Here is a 19619-nt window from a genome sequence, read left to right on the forward strand (position 1 = left end):
ATGCCGATCGAACGCCGCAGCCTGCAGATCCTTGCCAACCATTGCGGCGCCGCCGCCGATGCGATGGCCTTCGCCCTGATGCGTACCGCGCATTCCGCCTTCGTGAAGGAGACGGAGGATTTCTCCTGCACCCTGGTGACGCCGGAGGGCGAGGCCTTCGCTTCCCCGCGCCAGTTCGGCGCGCCCTGGTACAGCGGCATCAATTACGGCCCGGTGCTGGAGATGATCGGCGCGTACGAGCCGGGCGACATCTGCATCACCAACGACCCGTATAGCGGCAACGTCGCCACCCATACGCCGGACATCCATATCTGGAAGCCGGTGTTCCACGATGGCCAGATCGTCTGCTTCGTCGTCGGGCACATCCACAACACCGATGTCGGCGGCGCCGTGCCGGCCTCGCTCTCCCGCTCCCTCACCGAGATCGAGCAGGAGGGCATCCGCGTGCCGCCGCTCAAGCTGGTCAGCCAGGGGCGGCTGAACGAGGACGTGCTGCGGATCATCAAGCTAAATGTCCGCGCGCCGGAGCAGAACTGGGGCGACCTGAAGGCGCAGATCGCCTCGGTCAATATCGGCGAGCGCAAGGTGCACGAGATCATCGCCCGCTTCGGCGTGGCGACCTTCAGCGCCGGCATCCGCGAGATGCTGGACTATGCCGAGGAACAGGCCCGCGCCGTGCTCCGCGGCATCCCCGACGGCGAATACTTCTTCGCCGATTTCGCCGATGAGGACGGGGAAGGCGGCGTGCCTTGCCGCGTGGCGCTGACGCTGCGCATCCAGGGCGGCGCGGTGGAATTGGACTACACCGGCAGCGACCCGCAGGTGGCGTCCTCCCTCAACATGCCGACCGGTGGGCGGGAACGGCATCCGCTCGCGCTCGTCGGCCTGACCTACGTGCTCTACACGCTGAACAACGATCTGCTGATGAACGCCGGCACGTTGCGCGCCGCCCGCGCCATCATGCCGGAAGGCACGTTGCTGAACGCCGTTGCACCGGCGGCCGTGGGCATGCGGTCCCTGACCTGCATGCTGACGCAGATCGTCACCTTCGGCGCCTTCTCGCTCGCCTTGCCGGACCGCATGCCGGCAACCTCGCCTGGCGGCAATTCCATCATGAACCTGCGCACCGCCGGGTGGGACGGGCGGCCCGTCATGGCCTCCATCGGCCCGGTGGGCGGCGGCGGCGGCGGCACGCCGGTCTCGGATGGGCCGAACGGTGCGGGCGGCGCGCAGGCCTTCCTAAAGAACACCCCGGTCGAGATCAGCGAGGCCGAGGTGCCGGTGCTGTTCCGCCGCTACGGTCTGTGGCGGGACAGCGCCGGTGCGGGGCGCTACCGAGGCGGCCTCTCGGCGGTGATGGAGTTCCAGGTCTTCGCCCCGGATACGGTGGTGACGGCGCGCAACCGCAACCGCTCCGTCTTCTCCTCCTGGGGTGTGCTGGGCGGGCGGGCGGGCACGCTGTCCCACTTCATCCGCAACCCCGGCACGCCGCAGGAAGTGAGCCTGGGCAATACCGACATCCTGCGCTGCGAGCCGGGGGACGTGGTGCGTGTGGTCGGTGCCGGGGCCGGTGGCTATGGCGACCCGTTCACGCGGGACCCGCGCCTAGTGGCCGACGATATCCGCCAGGGCTTCGTCTCGCCCGAGCGGGCGAGGGAGGATTACGGCGTGGCGCTGCGCGACGGCGTGGTGGATGAGGATGCGACCCGCGCCCTGCGCGCCGCGCCCGGCCGCGCCGCCCGCACGGCGCATTTCGATGTCGGCACGGCGCGTGCGGCGTTCGAGGCCGTATGGTCCGAGGAACGTTACGCACTTCTCACCGAGTTCCTGATGGCCCAGCCGATCCGCTGGCGGCATCATTTCAAGCGGCGCTTCTTCGCGGCCGTGGCCGAGGGCCAGGGTGCGGAGCTCCGCCTGGCCGCGCAGATGCAGCAGATCGGATCGGCGCTGTTGCAATCGGCCGGCTTGCCGGCAGCGCGCTGAGCGCACGCAAGAAAGAGGGAACGATCATGGACATGCCAAAGCCGGAAGGCGGGTCTCCGCCAGTGACGTCGCGCTCGCTGGAAGCGCTCGGTCTAAGCGGCATCCTGGAGCGTAGCCTGTTCATCAACGGTGCATGGCGCGTGCCCGCAGGCGGACGCAGCGTGGATGTGGTCGACCCGGCGACGGAGGCCGTCATCGGCCAGCTTGCCCTCGGTTCGCCCGGGGATGTGGACGAGGCGGTGCGCGCCGCGCGGGCCGCCTTCGCCCATTGGTCGGTCTCCGCCGTGGCGGAGCGGGCGGCGTTGCTCGGCCGCGTGCATGCGCTGATCCTGGAACGGGCGGAACTGCTTGCCCAGGCGATCTCGCTGGAGATGGGGGCGGCGATCAATTTCGCTCGCGCCTCCCAGGTGCCGCTGGCGGCCGAGCATGTGCGGGTGGCGCGCGACCTGCTTGCCTCCTACCCCTTTGCGCGGGAGGAGGACGGGTTCCTGGTGTCGCGCGAGCCGATCGGGGTCTGCGGGCTGATCACGCCGTGGAACTGGCCACTTTATCAGATCACCGCCAAGGTCGCGCCGGCCCTCGCCGCCGGCTGCACCGTGGTGTTGAAGCCGAGCGAGTTGTCGCCGGTCAGCGCGCTGCTTTTCGCGCGCATCCTGGAGGAAGCCGGGCTGCCGCCCGGCGTCTTCAACCTGGTCAACGGCACCGGCCCCGATGTCGGCGAGGCCATCGCCGCGCATGCGGATGTCGACATGATCTCCATCACCGGCTCTACCCGCGCCGGCGTGCAGGTGGCACGCGCGGCAGCGGCCACAGTCAAGCGCGTGACGCAGGAACTGGGCGGGAAGTCCCCGAATATCCTGCTGGACGATGCGGATTTCGAGAGGGTGGTGCCGCTTGGTGTCGCATCGGCGTTCCGCAATGTCGGGCAATCCTGCAGCGCGCCCACGCGCATGGTCGTGCCCCGCGCCGCGCTGGCGCAGGTAGAGACCCTGGCGGCCCAGGCCGTAGCATTCATGACCGTGGGCGACCCGGCTTCCACCGACACGGTGCTGGGGCCGGTCGCGAACCCGGCGCAGTTCGCCCGCGTGCAGGAGATGACCGAGGCCGCGATCCGCGAGGGCGCCAAGGTGATCGTCGGCGGACCTGGGCGGTCGGAGGGATTCGCACGCGGCTTCTATGTGCGGCCGACCGTGGTGTCGGAGGTCACCGCCGGTATGTCGATCGCGCAGGAGGAGGTGTTCGGGCCGGTGCTCTGCCTCATGCCGTACGATACGGTGGAGGAGGCGATCGCCATCGCCAACGACACGCCCTACGGACTTAGCGCGCATGTGCAGTCGGCGGACCCGCAGGCGGCGCGGCAGGTGGCTTCCCGCATCCGGGCCGGGCAGGTGCATATCAACCACCCGAACTGGAACCCGCTGGCGCCGTTCGGCGGCTACAAGCGTTCGGGCAACGGCCGCGAATATGGCGTGCTGGGCTTCGAAGAATACCTGGAGACCAAGGCGATCATCGGCGCGACTGCGTAGGCGGATCGCCCGCTAAGGCCGCGCTGCCGCCGACCAGTGCGCGGCGGCGGCGCGGATGTCGTCCGAGATCTCCCGCACGAAGCGGGAGGCCGGGCGGGTGCCGGACGTGACCATGCTGAGGCTCATCAGCGCCTGCGGTTGGAACGGGCGCGCCACGACGCCGGGGAAGCTGGCCCATGGCAGCATGCCATCCACCAGCGCGACGCCCAGACCCGCCTGGACCAGCGGCAGGGCGGAGATGGCCATGGCGATCTCGGTCTGTACCTGCCGCACCATGCCGGCACGTTCGAAGGCACTGTCCAGCAAGGGCCCGATATCGGCGTGCGATCCGTAGGAGATCAGCCGCTCACCCGCCAGGTCCGGCGCGCCGATCACGGCCTTGCCGGCGAGCGGTGAGCTCTCTTGCATCACGACGACCACGGGGGTGGTGGCCAGCACTTCCGCCTGCACCATCGGTACGCGGATGGCGGAGAGGGTCAGGCCGAGATCAACCTCCCCCACCAGGATCGCCTCGCTCAATTCCTCCGCCGAGAGGGCGCGCACCACCACGCGCACTTCCGGGTGCCGGCCTTGGAAAGCGGTGAGCGCATGCGGCATCACGGAGAAGATCGGCGGTATGCTGGCGCCAATGCGGACCAGCCCGACCCGCCGTTCCCGGATGCGGATGGCGAGGTCGCGCACCGTCTCGATTTCCCGGAACACCCGGTCGGCATCGACGAACAGCAGCTCCGCCTCCGGCGTCGCGTGCAGCCGGCCGCCGGCACGCTCGAACAACCGGTAGCCGAGCTGGTCCTCCATATGGCGCAGGACCTTGCTGATCGCGGGCTGCGAGACGTGCAGCAGCTGTGCTGCGGCGGTCAGCGTGCCGCTCCGCATGATGGCACGGAAGACTTCGAGCTGACGGGCATTCATGCCGCCAGCATATCAGCGTGGGCGGATGCAGGTCCACGCTCCATAACCGCGCCTCATGACGGCGCGCCGCGGACGACTGGCCCGCGGCGACGGCTCAGAGGCCCAGCAGGCCGGGCAGGCCGCCGATATCGGGGATCTCGTTGTACTGGTAGTACGGGTTCGGTGGCTCGTGCCCGCGATTGACCCAGGCCTTCATGGTGATGCCGAGGTCGTAGGCCGTCATCAGGTCGTAGCGGAAGGAGGAGGAGACATGCAGCAGCTCCTCCGGCTTCGCGCCGAGCTGGTCCAGCATGTATTCGAAACCCTGCATGCGCGGCTTGTAGGATTGCGCCTGCTCCGCCGTGAACACGGCGTGGAAGGGCGCTTCCAGTAGCGCCACGTTCTGTTGGATCTGCTCGTCCGACGCGTTGGAGAGGATCACCAGCGGGAATTCCTTCGCCACGCGCTTCAACGGCTCGATCACATCGGGATGTGGGCCCCAGGTCGGCACGGCATAATAGAAGACCAGCCCGTCGCCTTCCTGGTAGCGAACGCCGTGGCGCTTGCAGGTACGGCCGAAGGCGTTGTCCAGCACCTCGGAATAGGGCTTCCAGGCGCCCAGCACCTCGTCCAGGCGATAGGCGCTGAAATCCTTGATGAAGCTGTCCATCTGCGCGGCGGGGATACGGTCCGCGAAGTGCTTGCGCGTGACCTCGTCCATGCGGAACTTCGTCAGCGTACCGTAGCAGTCAAAGGTGATGAACTTGGGCTGCAGGCGGGGCATTGCATGTCCTTTGGATAGGTCCAGCGGAGGCCGGCGACAGGTCCATTCTAGGGGCGTCGGGCGCAATAAAAACCCGAGCCGTCGCGGTGTGGGAGGGACAATCTGCTGATCTTGGAGGCTGCGCGGCATATCGCGCGGCAGGTTGCAGGATGTGTTCCTGGACCGGCCTTGGGGGCGGTTCGTGCGCCTACGGGAGTGGCTCTGCGGCACGTGGCCAGAAGGCGCCAATCCTGGGTGCAGTGCTGCGGACGTCCAGCCCTATAAATGCAGATAATTAACGTAGAATAGACTTGCCGCTTCCAGAGCATCTGCCGTGCCGACCCAGGGGGGCTGCCCGAAGGCCTCGTGTCGGCGTTATCGCCTAGGTCCCGTGTGCGAAGACGCTGAGCCTAAAGGCCGCCGAGAGGTGCAACGCTGAAAACCATTGACTCAATCGGTAAATAGGAAATAGCACATTATGGATGAGCAATTCCCTCGCCGCCGCTTCCGCAGCCGCCTGGCCCACCGAGCAAGCCGTCCCGGCTGGCCGGCCGCCGACCATGGCAGCCGGAGCCTTGGCGGAGGGAACGCTGCAGGCCAAGTTGGCCGCATTGCACGCGGAGCGGGTCCGAAGCTGGAGCGCTGACGATCTGGCCGACAATATCGGCCAGCGCCAGCGTCTGGCCGCGCGCTTCCGGCCAGGCCAGACCTTGCAGCCGGGCCAGGCCATCACGCCGTTCTCCTTGACCGATACGGCGGGCGGCCTGCTTCACCTGGCCAATCTCGTCGCGAACGGGCCGGCGGTCCTCGTCTTCTTCCGGTTCGCCGGCTGCCCGGCCTGCAACATCGCCATTCCGCACTACCGCGATACGCTGGCGCCAGTGCTGGCGTCCCTTGGCGTGCCCCTGGTCGCCGTCAGCCCGCAGGTGCCGGAGCGGTTGCGGGATATCCACACCCGGCACGCGCTGCCCTTCGCCGTGGCCTCGGACCTCGACAACGTCGTGGCGCGCCGTCTGGGCATCCTGTTCAGCTATGACGAGAAGGCGCGCGAGGCGTCCCGCCGCAAGGGCCAGTTCATCGGTGACGTGACCGGCACGGCGACCTGGGAGCTGCCCATGCCCGCCGCCATCGTGCTCGACCAGCATTGTCGGCTTCGCTTCATCGACGCCAGTCCCGACTGGCTGGTGCGCACCGAGTCCGGACCCATCATCCAGGCCGTGCGCCAGGCCCTGGACCATCCCGACCCCGCCTGACCGGCGAAGACGCGAATCTTGAGGTAAATGCATGACCATTGTCACACGCCGTTCGCTGGCGCTGTCCGCGGGTATCCTGGCGCTGGGCGCGGCGATGCGGCCCGTGCGGGCAGCGCCGCTCGACCTCAGCAAGGTCACGCTGCGCATTGGCGACCAGACCGGCGCCACGCGCAGCAAGTTGCAGGCCGCCGGTCTGCTGCGGGATGTGCCCTACAATATCGATTGGTCCGTCCACGCCGCGGCGGTCAATCTGCACGAGGCGCTCAAGGCCGATGCCGTCGATATCGGCTCGGCCAACGATTCACCGACGGTGAGCGCGATGGCCGGCGGCTCCCGCATCTCCGCCGTGGCCGGCTGGTACAATGGGCAGGGTGCCATCCTGCTGACGCAGAAGAACAGCGCCATCCGCACCCTGGCGGATCTGCGCGGCAAGACCATTTCGCCCAGCACGCGTGGCAGCGTAGCGCACTACCTGGTCGTGGCGGCGCTGAAGCAGGCCGGGATCGGGCTGGATGAGGTGAAGCTGGCCTTCCTCTCCCCCGCGGACGCCAGCGCCGCTTTCTCCGCCGGCAGCATCGATGCCTGGGGCACCTGGGGTGTCTATAAGGCGCGGGCACTGGGCGCGCTCGGCGCGCGGGTGGTAACGGAGGGTGCGGGGCTCAATTCCGGCCAGCTGGTGCTGAGCGCGACGCAGAAGGTGTTGCAGGATCCGGCCAAGGTCGCCGCCATCGCCGAGTACGCGGCGCGGCTGGACCGTGCCTATGACTGGACCCGCGCCAACCGGGAGCAGCATATCCGCTGGTATGCCGGCTTCTCCCGCCAGGATGAGGCCATCTCCGCGCTGCTCTATGACGAGGACGCCGCCTACCGCCGCACGCCGATGGATGACCGCTTCGTTGCCCGGCTGCGGGAGACCTTCGACACCTGGCGCTCCGCCGGCGTGCTGAGCGGCGACATCGACTTCAACCGGTACGTCTTCCGCGACATTCCGGTCGCCTGAGGAACAGCATGAGCACCGCCCTGGATCTCTCCTCCCGCCAGGCCGCCACGCGGGCGGCCGCGCCGCCGGCGCTGCCGGAGAACCCGCGCATCGCACGGCAACGCATCCTTCCGGCCTCGGCCGAACGGCGCGGTATCCCGCGTGGTATCCGCCGCATGGCGGGGCCGGTGCTGCTGGTTGGCATCTGGCACCTCCTCTCAGTGACCGGCACCTTGCCGGCCGAGGTGCTCGCGGGGCCCGGTACCGTGCTCTCCAGCGCCGCGAAACTATGGGGCACGGGCGAGCTGCCGGATGCCATGGTCGCCTCCCTGCGCCGGGCCTTGAGCGGGCTGGCCATCGGCGGCAGCATCGGCGTGGCGCTCGCGGTGTTCTCCGGCCTGTTCCGGCTGGGCGAGGACCTGATTGATTCCACCATGCAGATGCTGCGCACGGTGCCGAATGTCGCGCTTATCCCGCTGCTGATCATTTGGTTCGGCATTGGGGAGGAGCCGAAGATCGCGCTCATCGCCCTCGCCACGGCCTTCCCGCTCTACCTGAACGTCTATGCCGGCATCCGTAACGTCGACCAGACACTGGTGGAAGCCGGGCGCACGCTGGGCCTGTCCCGCGCGGCGATGATCCGCAACGTCATCCTGCCCGGGGCGTTGCCGAACGCACTGGTCGGGCTGCGCTACTCCCTCGGTATCTCCTGGCTGGCGCTGGTGTTCGGCGAACAGGTCAATGCCACCGAGGGCATCGGCTACCTGATGAGCAATGCGCGCGAGTTCTTCCAGACCGACGTCATCGTCGTCTGCCTCGTCGTCTACGCGCTGCTCGGCCTCGCTGTCGATTTCATCGTCCGTCTTCTGGAAAAGGTGCTGCTGGCATGGCGACCGGCCTTCACGGGCGCATGAGCGCCACCCAAAACGCCGCCGTCTCCGTCCGCGGCCTCACCCGCCGCTTCGGGGACCGCGCGGTGATCGACCGGCTGGACCTCGATATCGCGCCGGGTGAATTCGTCGCGTTGATCGGCGCCAGCGGCTGCGGCAAGAGCACGCTGCTGCGCATCCTGGCCGATCTGGATCACGAGATCGAAGGCGAGGTGGAGGTGCCGGTGAAGCGCGCCGTCGCTTTCCAGGCGCCGCGGCTGATGCCGTGGAAGAAGGTCTGGCGCAACGTCGTGCTCGGGCTGCCCGGCTTGCCGGACCGCCGGCGGGCGGAGGCGGCGCTGGCCGAGGTCGGCCTCAGCCACCGTGCCAATGTCTGGCCCAAGGTGCTCTCGGGCGGCGAGGCGCAGCGTGCCTCCCTGGCCCGCGCCCTGGTGCGGGAGCCGGACCTGCTGCTGCTGGACGAGCCATTCGGCGCGCTGGATGCGCTGACCCGTATCAAGGCACAGGAACTGGTGGGCGAGCTGTGGCAGCGCCACAACTGCGCCATCCTGCTGGTGACGCATGATGTGGAGGAAGCCCTGCTGCTGGCCGACCGCGTGCTGATGATGAAGGACGGCGTCATCGCCCACGAGGTGCGCGTGGATCGCCCGCGCCCTCGTGCGGTGGAGGATGCCTATCTGGCCGAGTTGCGCGCCCGGTTGCTGGGCTGGCTCGGCGTCGGCCATGGTGCCATGGAGGATGCGGCATGAGCGGCTTTCGCCTCGGCTTCCTCACCCACCTTGAGAACGACGCCGAGCCGCGCGAGCTGTTCCGCCGTTTCGTCGACCTGTTCGTGGCGGCGGAGCAACTGGGCTTCGATGCCGGCTGGGTGGCGCAGCACCACTTCGAGGACGGCCGCCACGGCCCCGGTGCCGCCGCGTCCCCGCTGGTGTTCCTGGCGGCGGTTGCGGAGAACACGCGGCATATCCGTCTTGGCACCGCCGTCGTCACCGTGCCCTTGGAGAACCCGATCCGCCTGGCTGAGGATGCCGCGACGCTGGATGTGCTCAGCGGCGGGCGGGTCGAGCTTGGGGTCAGCAGCGGTTTCGATGCGCCTTCCTTCCAGGCATTCGGCGTGAAGCTGGAACAGAAGCGGGAGCTGACATCGGCCGGCGTCGCGCAACTCACTCGGGCCTGGAGGGGTGAGCCGCTGTGGGAAGGTGGCCCGCTGGTGCACCCGCGCTCACCAGATCTCGCGAACCGGTTGTGGCAAGGCATCTTCAGCCATGAAGGCGCGCGCTTTGCTGCCCAGGCGGGCTCCAACCTGCTACTGAACCGCGCGACCTATGGTTATGAGGGCCGGACGGACCATGTGCAGCGCCCCTGGGCCGACAGCTACCTGGGCGCCTGGAAGGCCAACCCCGCCCTGACCGGGCGCACCCCGCGCATCGGCCTCTCCCGCTTGGTCTTCCCGGCGCAGGACAAGCGCACCGCCATGGCGCAGCTGGAAGCCGGGGCGCTGCGAATGGCGCAGAAGATGGTGGCCCAGGGCCGCTTTCCGCCCGGGCTGGATCTGGAAGGCTACCTGGCGCGGCTGCACGCCTTCTACGGCCACCCGGACGAGATCATCACCGCCCTGCAGGACGAGCAGACCCTGCCGATCGCGACGGACATTCTCTGCCAGGTCAATCCCGGCGTGCCGGGCTTCGACGCCACGCTGCGGGCGCTGGAACTGATCGCGACGGAGATTGCCCCGGCGCTGGGCTGGAAGCCGCGCCGGGCGGCACAGGCGGCGTGAAGGTAGGCCGGGGGAAGGAACTCCCCCGGACCCCCATCTTTTTTCTGCCAGTTTGTTGGCTGTCGTGGCGTTTGCCTTCGTAGGTTTGGGCTGTGGCCCGGCTCTAATTTTCCGAGGCTGTTCGCGGCACCGATGGCTTTCCGGCTTCACCATTCGCTTACGCCACCTGCCACTGCCCACCTGAAACTCGCACAATGAAGATGGGGTCCGGGGAATTCTTTCCCCGGCCTTTCGCCCATTCCTCAGTGATGCGCCCGAGCAGGCCCCAGCGGCGTGGCTCCGATGGCCAGCGCCGCTTCCTCCAGGATATCGGGCATGGTGCGGAAGCCACTGCCGCGCAGCCAGCCTTGCCCATCCACCAGCAGCCATAGCCCGTCCAACCGGGGCTCGGCGCCGAGGCCGGCGAGCAACGCATAGGCGTGCCGTGCGGCCGGGTCGCGCGCCGTGCAGTCGGCATTGGGAGATCCGGGGTCCAGGCTCACGCTCAGCGTGCCGGGTACGGTGGGCGCGAAGCCGATGGCCAGGCGCAGCACCTGGCCGCGCAGGGCGGAGAGGCGGGTGTCGCCGCCGTGGTGACAGACCAGCGCCAGGTCCGGCGCCGGCATTGGCGCGGGCCAGGCGCCTTCTTCCCGCAAGGCCAGCCCTGCCTGGCGGGCGTACAGGAACTGGGCGATATCCCAGCGCTGCGCGTCATCCAACGCGGGCGCGGCGAGGCTGGCGTGCCAGAACAGGTCGCCCTCCGTGGTGGGAGCCGGTGTGGGGTGCAGCAACGCACGCAAGCCGGGCGACGTCTTAGCCAGCGCCTCGCCACGCAGGATGGCGGTGGTGGTGAAAGGTTGTGGCGAGGTCTGGAAGCTTGTGGGTGTGGCGGGCACCCAATCCAGCCGCACGCCCCAGGCGGCACCGCCCAGCGCCAGCAGCACACAGGTGGCGAGGGGAAGTGCCAGGTACCGCGGCCGGGCGGCCAGCAACGGGACCGCCAGCAACGCCAGCGCCCAGCCCGGTGGCGCCACCCAGCCCCAGCCCAGCAACCGCCAGGGCAGCGGCCAGACCGGGACCTCGTGCAGCCCGGGCGGCACGGAAGCCAGCCAGCCGGCCAAGGCGAGAACCAGCGCGCCCAGCCCCGCCTCGGCCAGGATGCTGCGCCGGAGAGCGGTGCGGTGTGCCGGCAGCCGTGGCAGGAAGACGACGCGGTTCAACGCCGCCAGCCCCAGCAGGGCGAGCATCAGCATGGCCTTGCCCAGCATCAGCAGCCCGTGCGTGGTGCCCAGCAGGCCGGGCAGGCCGCCGCTCATCACCACGGCCTGCAGCAGCGCCGTGGCTGCCAGCACCACCACCATGGCCAGGGCGAGGCTGGAGAAGCGCAGCAGAACGTAGCGGGCCTGCGCAAGATCCAGCGCGCCCACGGCCTGCCATAGCGGCAGCAGGCCGCCCAGCCAGATGCTGCCTGCCAGCACGTGCAGGGCCAGCGCCACCAGCAGCACCCCATCCTGCATCGCCGCCGCGTGGCTGGCGAGAAGCGGTGCCAGTTGCGCCAACAGGGCCAGCAAGGCGGCCAGGATTGACAGCCAACCCGCCAGGGCTGTCGCGCCCAGCAGCAGCGCTGACTGAACCAGCAGAGCTTGTCCGATGCGGGAGCCGAGCGCGACATCCGGCACGGCCACCAGCGCCGCGCCTGGACCGTCCGCACCGGTGAAGGCAACGGCGAGCAGCAGCAGACGCAGCAGGCCGGCGGCCAGCGCCACCAGCAGGCAGCCGTTCAACCAGCGTCGCGATGGCAGCGTCGCCACGGCCGCATGAAAGACGAGCGCCCCGGCCAGCGAGACCGAGGCGCCCAGATGCAGCACCCTGGCCGGGACCAGCAGCAGGTCCCACACCATCTCAGGGCTGGCGGATGGTGAAGGCGAAACGGCCTTCGGTGCGGTGCGTATCGACCGAGGTCACGCGCCATAGCACCGTATAGCGACCGGGCTGCAACGGCGGCAGGCTGACTACCAGGCGCTTGGTGTCACCCTCCGCCAGTCGGGGCGGGGGCAGGGCGATGGCCTGCCCGGCGGCGTCCCGCAACTCCAACGCAGAGAAGCGGGGCTCCAGCGGTTCGGTCAGGGCCACCTGCAACTCGGCGGGGGCGGCGGCCAGCACGGCATCCGCCGCCGGCTGGCTGCTGTGCAGATGCGCGTGGGCCAGCGCCGGGCCGGCGGCAAGCAACAGCCCACCGCCCAGCAGCAACCCGCGCATCGCCACTGCCGCCGCGCGCCCGGTCGGGCGGTTCATACCGGGATGCTCGCCACGATGCGGTCGGTGTATTGCGCCGGGTCCGTGCGGGGGCGTAGCACGCCGGCGCGCTTCAACTCCTGCGCATAGGCCAGCACTTGCGCGCGGAATTCGTCGCCGATCGGCTGGTGGTAGTAGGGCAGGCTTTGCAGCATGTTGCGCACGTCCTGTGGATTGCTGGTGCGCTGGCGCGGCGAGTATTGCAACGCCAGCTCCACCGCGCGGTCCGGGTTGTTGTGCGTGGCCTGGGCGGCTTCCAGGATGGCGCGGCGGATACGCGTGGCGATATCGGGGTTCTCGCGGATCATCCGGCCACGGATGCCCAGCACGCAGCAGGTGCGTGCCTCCCAATCCCCCGTGGCGTTGGAGGCGAGGCGGAACAATTCCCCTTTGCTGGCCTGTACCTGGTAATAGACGACGGGATCGCCGGCCACATAGGCGTCGATCTCGCCCTTGGCGATGGCGATGGGCATGACGTCGTCCGGATACGCCTTCCAGGTGACGTCCCGCTCCGGGTCCATGCCGGCGTTCTGCATCATGATGGCGTAGAGGTTGCGGCTGGTGCCGGAGATATCGGCGATGCCGATGGTCTTGCCGCGCAGCCCCTCGATGCTGGTGATGCCGGAGGCGCGGGTGGTGACGACGTAGGAGCAGCCTGCATGGATGCCGGCCACAAGCTTCACGTCGAAGCCCTGTTCCAGCGGCTTCAGCCAGCGCAGGATCATGCCGAAACCGACATCGGCCTTGCCGGTCGCGATCGTCTCCAGCATCACGTCGGTCGAGCCGCCAAAATTCAGCAACTCCACATCCAGGCCGTGCTTGCGGAAGATGCCGTCATCCTGTGCGACGGCGGAGGAGATCAGGCATAGGGCGCTCTGGTTCCAGGTGAAGCGCACCTTGTCCAGGCTGCCGGTTTGCGCCACCACGGCGGGGGCCGCCAGGGCGCGCGTGACCAGCTCCGGCCCCACCACGGCCGCTGCGCCTAGGCCGGCGGCGAGGCCGAGCAGGCCGCGCCGGCTGCCCAGCCGATTGCCAAGGTCGCTCATGCCGCCTGTGCCTTCTCGCGCGCCGCGACCAGCGCGCGCACGCGCGGCAGCAATTCACGGCCATACTGGATGGCGTCCTGCAGCGGGTCGAACCCCCGGATCAGGAAGGTGGAGATGCCGAGGTCGTAATAGTCCAGCAGCGCCTCCGCCACCTGGTCCGGCGTGCCGACCAGGCCGGTGGAGTTGCCGGAGGCACCGGTCAGCGCGGCGATGCCGGTCCAGAGCCGCTTGTCCAGCCGCGCGCCTTGCGCGGCGGCGGCCAGCAGGCGGCGGGAGCCCTCATTGGCCGGCTGCGGCGCCGTGTTGCCGTCATACTGCCGCGCGTTGTGGGGGGAACGCCCATTGCCGCCGCCCTCGCGCAATTGCCGCGCCTGTTCTAGGATGGCATCCGCCCTGGCCCAGGCCTTCTCCTCCGTATCGGCCAGCACGGGGCGCAGGGACAGGCTGAACTTCGGCTTGCGGCCGAAGGGTTCGGCGGCGGCGCGGATGCGCGCCACCAGCTCCCGCACCTGCTCATAGGTCTCGCCCCACAGGGCGTAGACATCGGCATGGCGGCCGGCCACCGGGATAGCCGCTGCCGAGGCGCCGCCGAAATAGACCGGGATGCCTTCCGCCCGGTACGGCTTCACGTCGCCGAAGCCGCGCTTCACCTGGTAATAGTGGCCCTCATAGTCGAAGGGCGCGGTCGCGCTCCATTCCTGCCGTACCACGTCCAGGTACTCGCTGGTGCGGGCGTAGCGCTCGTCCTTGGTCAGATGGTCGCCGTCCTGCGCCAGCTCCACGTCGTTGCCGCCGGTGATGATATGGACGGCGACGCGCCCGCGTGAGAACTGGTCCAGCGTCGCCAGCTGCCGGGCCGCCAGGGTCGGCGCGGTGAAGCCCGGCCGGTGCGCGATCATCAACCCCAGCCGCTCCGTCACATGCGCGATGTGTTGGCCGATCAGGATGCTTTCCGCCGAGTTGGAGTGGAAGGCGACCAGGGCCCGGTCGAACCCCACCTCCTCATGCGCTTTCGCCACGGTCTCGATGTGCTGCACGTCCACGGCGGGGCCGGTGCGGCGCACGGTCTCGGACGAATTGAAATGGCCGACATAGCCGATGAATTCGACGCTCATGGGCGTATCTCCTCGGTCTGCAGGAAGGCGCGCCACGGCGCGCGTAAGGGGTCGCGCGGCTGCGCGGCCAGTATCAGCCACGCCTTCAAGGCGGCATGGCGCGGTTCAGAATGGGCAGGTGGCGCGAAGGCCGGTCAGCAGCCTCGACAGCTTCCGCCGGTGCGGGAGCACTGGGTCATGGCGCCGGAAGGGGTAGGGCAGGACACGCTCATCTCGCTTTCCGACGGTGGGGCTGGCGACGGCATCCGCCGCGCTCGGGAATAGAGTAAACACACATTGAAATATGTTCAAATAAGAAAAGACGATTCGTATTGGGATTTAAGCGCCATGGTGATGGCACGGCCTGGCCGGGGGCGGGTCCAGGCTGGCGGGTCCAGATGCCACTGCCTTCCGCCAGCACGACTTGCGGAACACTCATGGCATTCTGCTTCCTCTGACCGTTGCCCATGCGTAAGCTCTACCGGCGGCGCCGGCTTCGGCTTGCACCGGACCTCCCGGGGTGCCGGGAGCCATCAGCGCCATGCCTCAGACACATGACATTCCCGCAACCGTCCGCCCGGCCCTGCGGCGGACGCTCGGACCCTTCCAGGTGTTCGCGATTTCCTTCGCGTTCATCTCGGTCGCCGTTGGCATCTTCGGCACTTACGACATCGTGCTGCACGAGGCGGGGCCGGCGGGGATCTGGCTCTGGGTCATCGCGGCCGTCGGGCAAACGCTGGTGGCGCTGGTGATGGCGCAGTTCGCCGGGCGCATCGCGCTCACCGGTTCTTCCTACCAATGGGCTTCGCGGCTGGCCGACCCAAAGATCGGCTGGGGGTTCGGCTGGCTGGGCTTCTGCTATCTCGGCATCGCCGTCGTGGCGGTGGACAGCGCGCTGGCGAGCCAGGCGCTGATGCCGCTCGCCGGGCTGGAGCCGGATGAGGGCACCGCGCGGCTGATCACGGTGCTGGTGCTGCTGGTCCAGGCCTTGCTGACCATCGCCTCCACCCGCATCGTCAGCCTGATCAATGCCAGCGCGGTGCTGGTGGAGGTCGTGGTGGTCGGCGTGCTCGTGCTGGCGCTCACCGCCGCCGTGGCGTTCACCGGGATGGGGTCGGCGGGCAACCTGGCCTCGCGCGGCGTCGCCACAGGCAGTGCGGACTATTTCGCACTCGGCGGCGGGTTGATGGCGGCGATGATCATGGGCCTCTCCACCCTGGTCGGCTTCGATGCCGCGGCAAATCTGGCGGAGGAATCCAAGAACCCGTATCGGGATGTGCCGCGCGCCATCGTCGGCTCCGTGGTGGCGGCCGGGGTGCTTTGGCTGCTGTTCCTGGTCGCGCTCACCGTCGCCATCCCGGACATCGCCCGCATCAGCAACAGCGGCGCCGCCGTGGCGACGATCCTGCGCGAGCAGCTCGGCCCGCTGGCGGAGACTTCGTTGCTGGCGGTCGTCACCTACGCGTTCTTCGCCTGCGGCATGGTCGTCATGGCCACGGGCGCGCGGCTGGTATTCGCGATGTCGCGCGATGCCCGTTTCCCGGCCCACCGGCTGATGCGCCGGGTGGACCCACGCACGCGGACGCCGGTACCAGCCACGCTGCTGATCCTGGCAGGAGGCATCCTGCTGATGGTCGCGCTGCCGGGCGATGCGTTACTGCAGTTGATCACGGCCTCGACGATCCTGCCGGTGCTGATCTACGCGGCGACGGTGGTGCTGTACCTGGCGGTGCGCCGGCGGCTTGGCCGGCGGGAGGGGGCATTCGATCTTGGGCGGCTGGAGCTCCCGGTGGCCATCGCCGCGCTGGCCTGGTCATGCATGGCGCTGTTCGTGCTGGTCGCGCCGCCGGAAGCGTGGGTGCCTGTGCTGATCGTCGGCGGGCTGCTGGTGCTTGGCGGGGCGTTTTTCGTGTTGATGCTGCTGTTCAACCGCGACGTGTTCCTGGACGCCGCGCCAGCGGATGATGGCGCCCTTGAGGGCGAGGCATCCCTGCCTCCGGCCACCGCCGCTGGGCCGGCTGGCTGAGCGCGCAGCAGCCTGGGGAAAGTGAGCAGGAGCGAGGGGCAGCCATCCCGTCGGCACCCGCATCTTCGCGTTGACGCAGTGCAGCATCGCCATTAAAAGCCGGGCCTTCCCAAACCAGCGATGCCTGAACCGGCGCAGCCTGACCCCGCGCCGGAGGCGCCGCACGACCATGTCCATCACCTTCGCCGACCTCTCCCTGGCCCCCGCCCTGCTGCGCGCCCTGGCCGAGGAAGGCTACGCCACTCCTACGCCGATCCAGGCCCAGTCCATCCCGATGCTGCTGCAGGGGCGGGACCTCCTGGGCATGGCCCAGACCGGCACGGGCAAGACCGCCGCCTTCGCGCTGCCGCTGCTGCACCGCCTGGCTGCATCGCCCCGCCCGGCGCCCCGTGGCGGTGCCCGCGTGCTGGTGCTGGCGCCGACGCGCGAGCTGGTCTCGCAGATCGCCGATGGGTTCGAGAGCTTCGGCCGTCACATGCGCCTGAGCGTGACGACGATCTTCGGCGGCGTCAGCCAGATGCATCAGGTCAACGCGCTGAAGGCCGGGGTGGACATCGTCGTCGCCGCGCCGGGCCGGTTGCTGGACCTGATCAACCAGGGCCTGTGCGACCTGTCTCAGCTGGAGGCGCTGGTGCTGGACGAGGCCGACCAGATGTTGGACATGGGCTTCGCCAAGCCGATCGAGCGCATCGTCGCCACGCTGCCGCGGGACCGGCACACGCTGCTCTTCTCGGCCACCATGCCGAAATCCATCGCCGCGCTGGCCGAAAGCCTGCTGCGCGACCCGGCGAAGGTCGAGATCGCGCCGCCCTCGACCACCGTGGACCGGATCGAGCAATCGGTGATGTTCGTCGATGCGGCGGACAAGAAGGCGGCGCTGCTGGCGCAGCTGCGGACACCGGGCATCGGCCAGGCCGTGGTCTTCACCCTGCAGAAGAACATCGCCAACGAGGTCTGCGCCTTCCTCACCGAGGCCGGCATCACGGCCGAGGCGCTGCACGGCAACAAGTCCCAGGGCCAGCGGGAGCGGGCGCTGGATGCGTTCCGCGCCGGCACCGTGCAGGTGCTGGTGGCGACCGACATCGCGGCGCGCGGCATCGACGTCGACACCGTGACGCATGTCTTCAACCACGACCTGCCGAACCTGCCGGAAAGCTATGTCCACCGCATCGGCCGCACCGGCCGTGCCGGGCGCAGCGGTTTCGCCATCACGCTGTGCGATGCGGAGCAGCGCGCCTGGCTGCGCGACGTGGAGCGGGAGATCGGACGCGCGCTGACGGTGCAGGCCGACCATCCGTGGCATTCGGAAGCGGCGCGCAACTCCACCATGCGGCCGCCCATCCTGGGCGGTGCACGGATCAAGGAGGTCAAGCCGCAGGAGAAGCGCGAGCGCAAGGTCTGGACCGAGGCCGAGAAGCTCGCCGCGCGGTCTGCCGCCAAGGCGGCCTGAGCCAGCCGGAGGGGCGGCTTCCGGCCGTCCCGCCATTGCCGCGACGGCAGCGGCGTATCCCAGGACGCCCTTCATGCGTTGACGCCGCATGATCCTGCGAGAACCGGAGGATGGCATCCGCCTCCTCATCCCCCAGCCTTCCCATGCTTTGCTCTCCGGCCAGATGATGGCCGCCTGGGGCGCCCCCGGCTTCGCGCGGCCAGACCCGGCGCCGGAAGTGATCCTGGCCGCCGGTCAGCACGACCTGGCCTGGCTGTCCTGGGAAACCGCCCCGACGCTGGACCCGGAGACGGGCATGCCGCACGCCTTCACCGCCCTCGGCCCGGCGGTCCATGCCCCGATGTGGGCGAGGGGGGTGGAGATGGCCTGCGCCGCCTGGGGCCTCTGGCCCGCTTTGCTGATCTCGCTGCACGGCACCCGCATCTACACGCAGTACATGGACCCGGAACGCCTGCCGCCGGAGGACCACGCGGCGATCGACCGCAACGCCGCCAAGGAGGATGCGCTGCAGGCGGAATGGCGGGCCAGACTGGGCGCGCCGCCCGAGCAGGTGCAGCGGAATTCCGACCTCGTCGCAGTGACCGACGCGCTCTCCCTCGCCCTCTGCTTCGCTGATCCGTCCAAGGCGGGGGAGGCGCCGATGGAGGATGGCAGCAAGCGGAGCATGCGGCTGGTCCGGCAGGCGGAGGCCCGCTGGTCGCTGGACCCGTGGCCGTTCCGTGACCCCACGCTGACGCTGCGCTGCGAGGCGATCCGCCTGCCCGCCGATACCCGTTGGACGGATGAGGAAGCGATGCGCCGTGACCTGCGCCATGCGGCGTGGAGCCCGCTGGCGGTAACGCTCGTCCCGGCCTGAAGGGTCGCTACGCCGCGCCGTCCTCCGCCATGCGGGATAGCAGGTCGTTCTTCGCGGATTCGCAGTGGATGCGCGCGGCTTCCAGGGCGAGGTCCACATTGCGCGCCTTCATCGCGGTAACCAGCGCGCGATGCTGCTGAATGATCTCGGCCACCCGGTTTTCGCCGAAGCCGAAGCGGTTGCGGATGGCGATGACCAGTTCCCAGCCACGGTCGAGGATGTTGGCGGCCTCGGGGTTGTCGCCCATCACGGCGATGAAGCGGTGGAAGCTGAGATTCGCCTCCACCATGGCGTGGGCCACGCGGCTGGCGGCGGCGGCCTCGTAATCCAGCGCCAGCTTCTCCAGCCGGTCGAAATCCGCCGCCGCACCCCGCAGCGTGGCATTGCGCACCAGCAGCGTTTCGATCGCCTCGCGCGTGTCATGCATGTCGGCCACGAACTTGCGGCTGACGCCACGCAGCACCGCGCCCTTGTGGGATTCGATGATGACCAGGCGGTCGCCTTCCAACTGCCGCAGGGCATCGCGCACCGGAATGTGGCTGACGCCGTAGCGGGCGCTGAGCTCCGCCACGCGCAGCCGGTCCCCCGGCGCGATGGCGCCGCTGAGGATGTCTTTGCGAATGGCGCGCTCGATCCGCGCTGACATCGTGCTGGCGACATCGCCGGACGACGCGAATTCCATCGATTTCATCCTCTCACTCTAGCACCGCCGGGCCGGGCTGGGATGGCCGGCCGGCGGTCTCGGCACTTGCGTGTTGCGCCTGCCGATTAGCTATCATATATAATATCGAAATCCAAGACGAACGCGCCG

17 protein-coding genes are annotated in these 19619 nt (G+C 69.1%); 10 read left to right on the plus strand and 7 right to left on the minus strand.

Annotation, left to right across the window (positions count from 1 at the left end):
- Entirely contained in the window at positions 1 to 1983 is a 1983-nt protein-coding gene (locus IBL26_RS00615) for a hydantoinase B/oxoprolinase family protein (protein WP_187782495.1), read from the plus strand.
- 26 nt (positions 1984 to 2009) lie between these two features.
- Positions 2010 to 3509, plus strand: coding sequence for an aldehyde dehydrogenase family protein (locus tag IBL26_RS00620; RefSeq protein ID WP_367615338.1), 1500 nt, complete (start codon positions 2010 to 2012; stop codon positions 3507 to 3509).
- A 12-nt stretch (positions 3510 to 3521) separates the two neighbouring features.
- Here IBL26_RS00620 and IBL26_RS00625 read toward each other — a convergent pair whose 3' ends face one another.
- A complete protein-coding gene (locus IBL26_RS00625) occupies positions 3522 to 4421 on the minus strand; it encodes a LysR family transcriptional regulator (protein ID WP_187782496.1) in 900 nt (299 codons plus the stop codon).
- Between the two features lie 94 nt (positions 4422 to 4515).
- Positions 4516 to 5184 (minus strand): haloacid dehalogenase type II, encoded by a 669-nt coding sequence (locus tag IBL26_RS00630; RefSeq protein ID WP_187782497.1) that lies wholly within the window; start codon positions 5182 to 5184, stop codon positions 4516 to 4518.
- A gap of 461 nt (positions 5185 to 5645) precedes the next feature.
- Here IBL26_RS00630 and IBL26_RS00635 point away from each other — a divergent pair, with 461 nt between their 5' ends.
- From IBL26_RS00635 to IBL26_RS00655, 5 genes are read left to right on the plus strand one after another with little or no spacing between them, the layout of a single operon-like run.
- Positions 5646 to 6416: a peroxiredoxin-like family protein gene (locus tag IBL26_RS00635; RefSeq protein WP_206684105.1), complete on the plus strand. Its 771-nt coding sequence runs from the start codon at positions 5646 to 5648 to the stop codon at positions 6414 to 6416.
- 31 nt (positions 6417 to 6447) lie between these two features.
- Complete coding sequence (locus IBL26_RS00640) at positions 6448 to 7416, plus strand: ABC transporter substrate-binding protein (protein ID WP_187782498.1); 969 nt, start codon at positions 6448 to 6450, stop codon at positions 7414 to 7416.
- Positions 7417 to 7424: 8 nt separating this feature from the next.
- Positions 7425 to 8309 carry an ABC transporter permease subunit gene (locus IBL26_RS00645; protein ID WP_187782499.1) on the plus strand — a complete coding sequence of 295 codons (885 nt, stop codon included), beginning with the start codon at positions 7425 to 7427 and terminating at the stop codon, positions 8307 to 8309.
- Positions 8306 to 9034: an ABC transporter ATP-binding protein gene (locus tag IBL26_RS00650; protein WP_206684106.1), complete on the plus strand. Its 729-nt coding sequence runs from the start codon at positions 8306 to 8308 to the stop codon at positions 9032 to 9034. Before IBL26_RS00645 ends, IBL26_RS00650 begins: the two co-directional genes overlap by 4 nt.
- Positions 9031 to 10062, plus strand: a complete 1032-nt coding sequence (locus IBL26_RS00655; RefSeq protein WP_187782501.1) for an LLM class flavin-dependent oxidoreductase — start codon at positions 9031 to 9033, stop codon at positions 10060 to 10062. Before IBL26_RS00650 ends, IBL26_RS00655 begins: the two co-directional genes overlap by 4 nt.
- Positions 10063 to 10304: 242 nt before the next feature.
- On the opposite strand, the gene IBL26_RS00660 is transcribed toward IBL26_RS00655, so the two are convergent.
- The 4 genes from IBL26_RS00660 to IBL26_RS00675 are packed head-to-tail and all read right to left on the minus strand — an operon-like array spanning position 10305 to position 14497.
- A complete protein-coding gene (locus tag IBL26_RS00660; protein ID WP_187782502.1) occupies positions 10305 to 11942 on the minus strand; it encodes a CopD family protein in 1638 nt (545 codons plus the stop codon).
- 1 nt (position 11943) lies between these two features.
- Positions 11944 to 12336, minus strand: a complete 393-nt coding sequence (locus tag IBL26_RS00665; protein ID WP_206684107.1) for a copper resistance protein CopC — start codon at positions 12334 to 12336, stop codon at positions 11944 to 11946.
- The gene (locus IBL26_RS00670) at positions 12333 to 13382 is read right to left on the minus strand and encodes an ABC transporter substrate-binding protein (protein WP_187782503.1); all 1050 of its coding nucleotides are present in this window, start codon (positions 13380 to 13382) and stop codon (positions 12333 to 12335) included. The genes IBL26_RS00665 and IBL26_RS00670 overlap by 4 nt, the downstream gene beginning before the upstream one ends.
- Positions 13379 to 14497, minus strand: coding sequence for an LLM class flavin-dependent oxidoreductase (locus tag IBL26_RS00675; protein ID WP_187782504.1), 1119 nt, complete (start codon positions 14495 to 14497; stop codon positions 13379 to 13381). The genes IBL26_RS00670 and IBL26_RS00675 overlap by 4 nt, the downstream gene beginning before the upstream one ends.
- 520 nt (positions 14498 to 15017) lie before the next feature.
- On the opposite strand from IBL26_RS00675, the gene IBL26_RS00680 reads away from it, so the two are divergent.
- The 3 genes from IBL26_RS00680 (at position 15018) to IBL26_RS00690 (ending at position 18808) form a co-directional block, all read left to right on the plus strand.
- The gene (locus IBL26_RS00680) at positions 15018 to 16502 is read left to right on the plus strand and encodes an APC family permease (protein WP_187782505.1); all 1485 of its coding nucleotides are present in this window, start codon (positions 15018 to 15020) and stop codon (positions 16500 to 16502) included.
- A 169-nt stretch (positions 16503 to 16671) separates the two neighbouring features.
- On the plus strand, positions 16672 to 17952 hold the full coding sequence (locus IBL26_RS00685; protein WP_187782506.1) for a DEAD/DEAH box helicase: 1281 nt from the start codon (positions 16672 to 16674) through the stop codon (positions 17950 to 17952).
- Positions 17953 to 18040: 88 nt separating this feature from the next.
- Positions 18041 to 18808, plus strand: a complete 768-nt coding sequence (locus IBL26_RS00690; protein WP_187782507.1) for a DUF3891 family protein — start codon at positions 18041 to 18043, stop codon at positions 18806 to 18808.
- A 7-nt stretch (positions 18809 to 18815) separates the two neighbouring features.
- On the opposite strand, the gene IBL26_RS00695 is transcribed toward IBL26_RS00690, so the two are convergent.
- On the minus strand, positions 18816 to 19490 hold the full coding sequence (locus IBL26_RS00695; protein ID WP_187782508.1) for a GntR family transcriptional regulator: 675 nt from the start codon (positions 19488 to 19490) through the stop codon (positions 18816 to 18818).
- Between the last annotated feature and the right edge of the window lie 129 nt (positions 19491 to 19619).

The organism is Teichococcus aerophilus (genome assembly GCF_014490485.1).
Classification (GTDB): domain Bacteria; phylum Pseudomonadota; class Alphaproteobacteria; order Acetobacterales; family Acetobacteraceae; genus Pseudoroseomonas; species Pseudoroseomonas aerophila.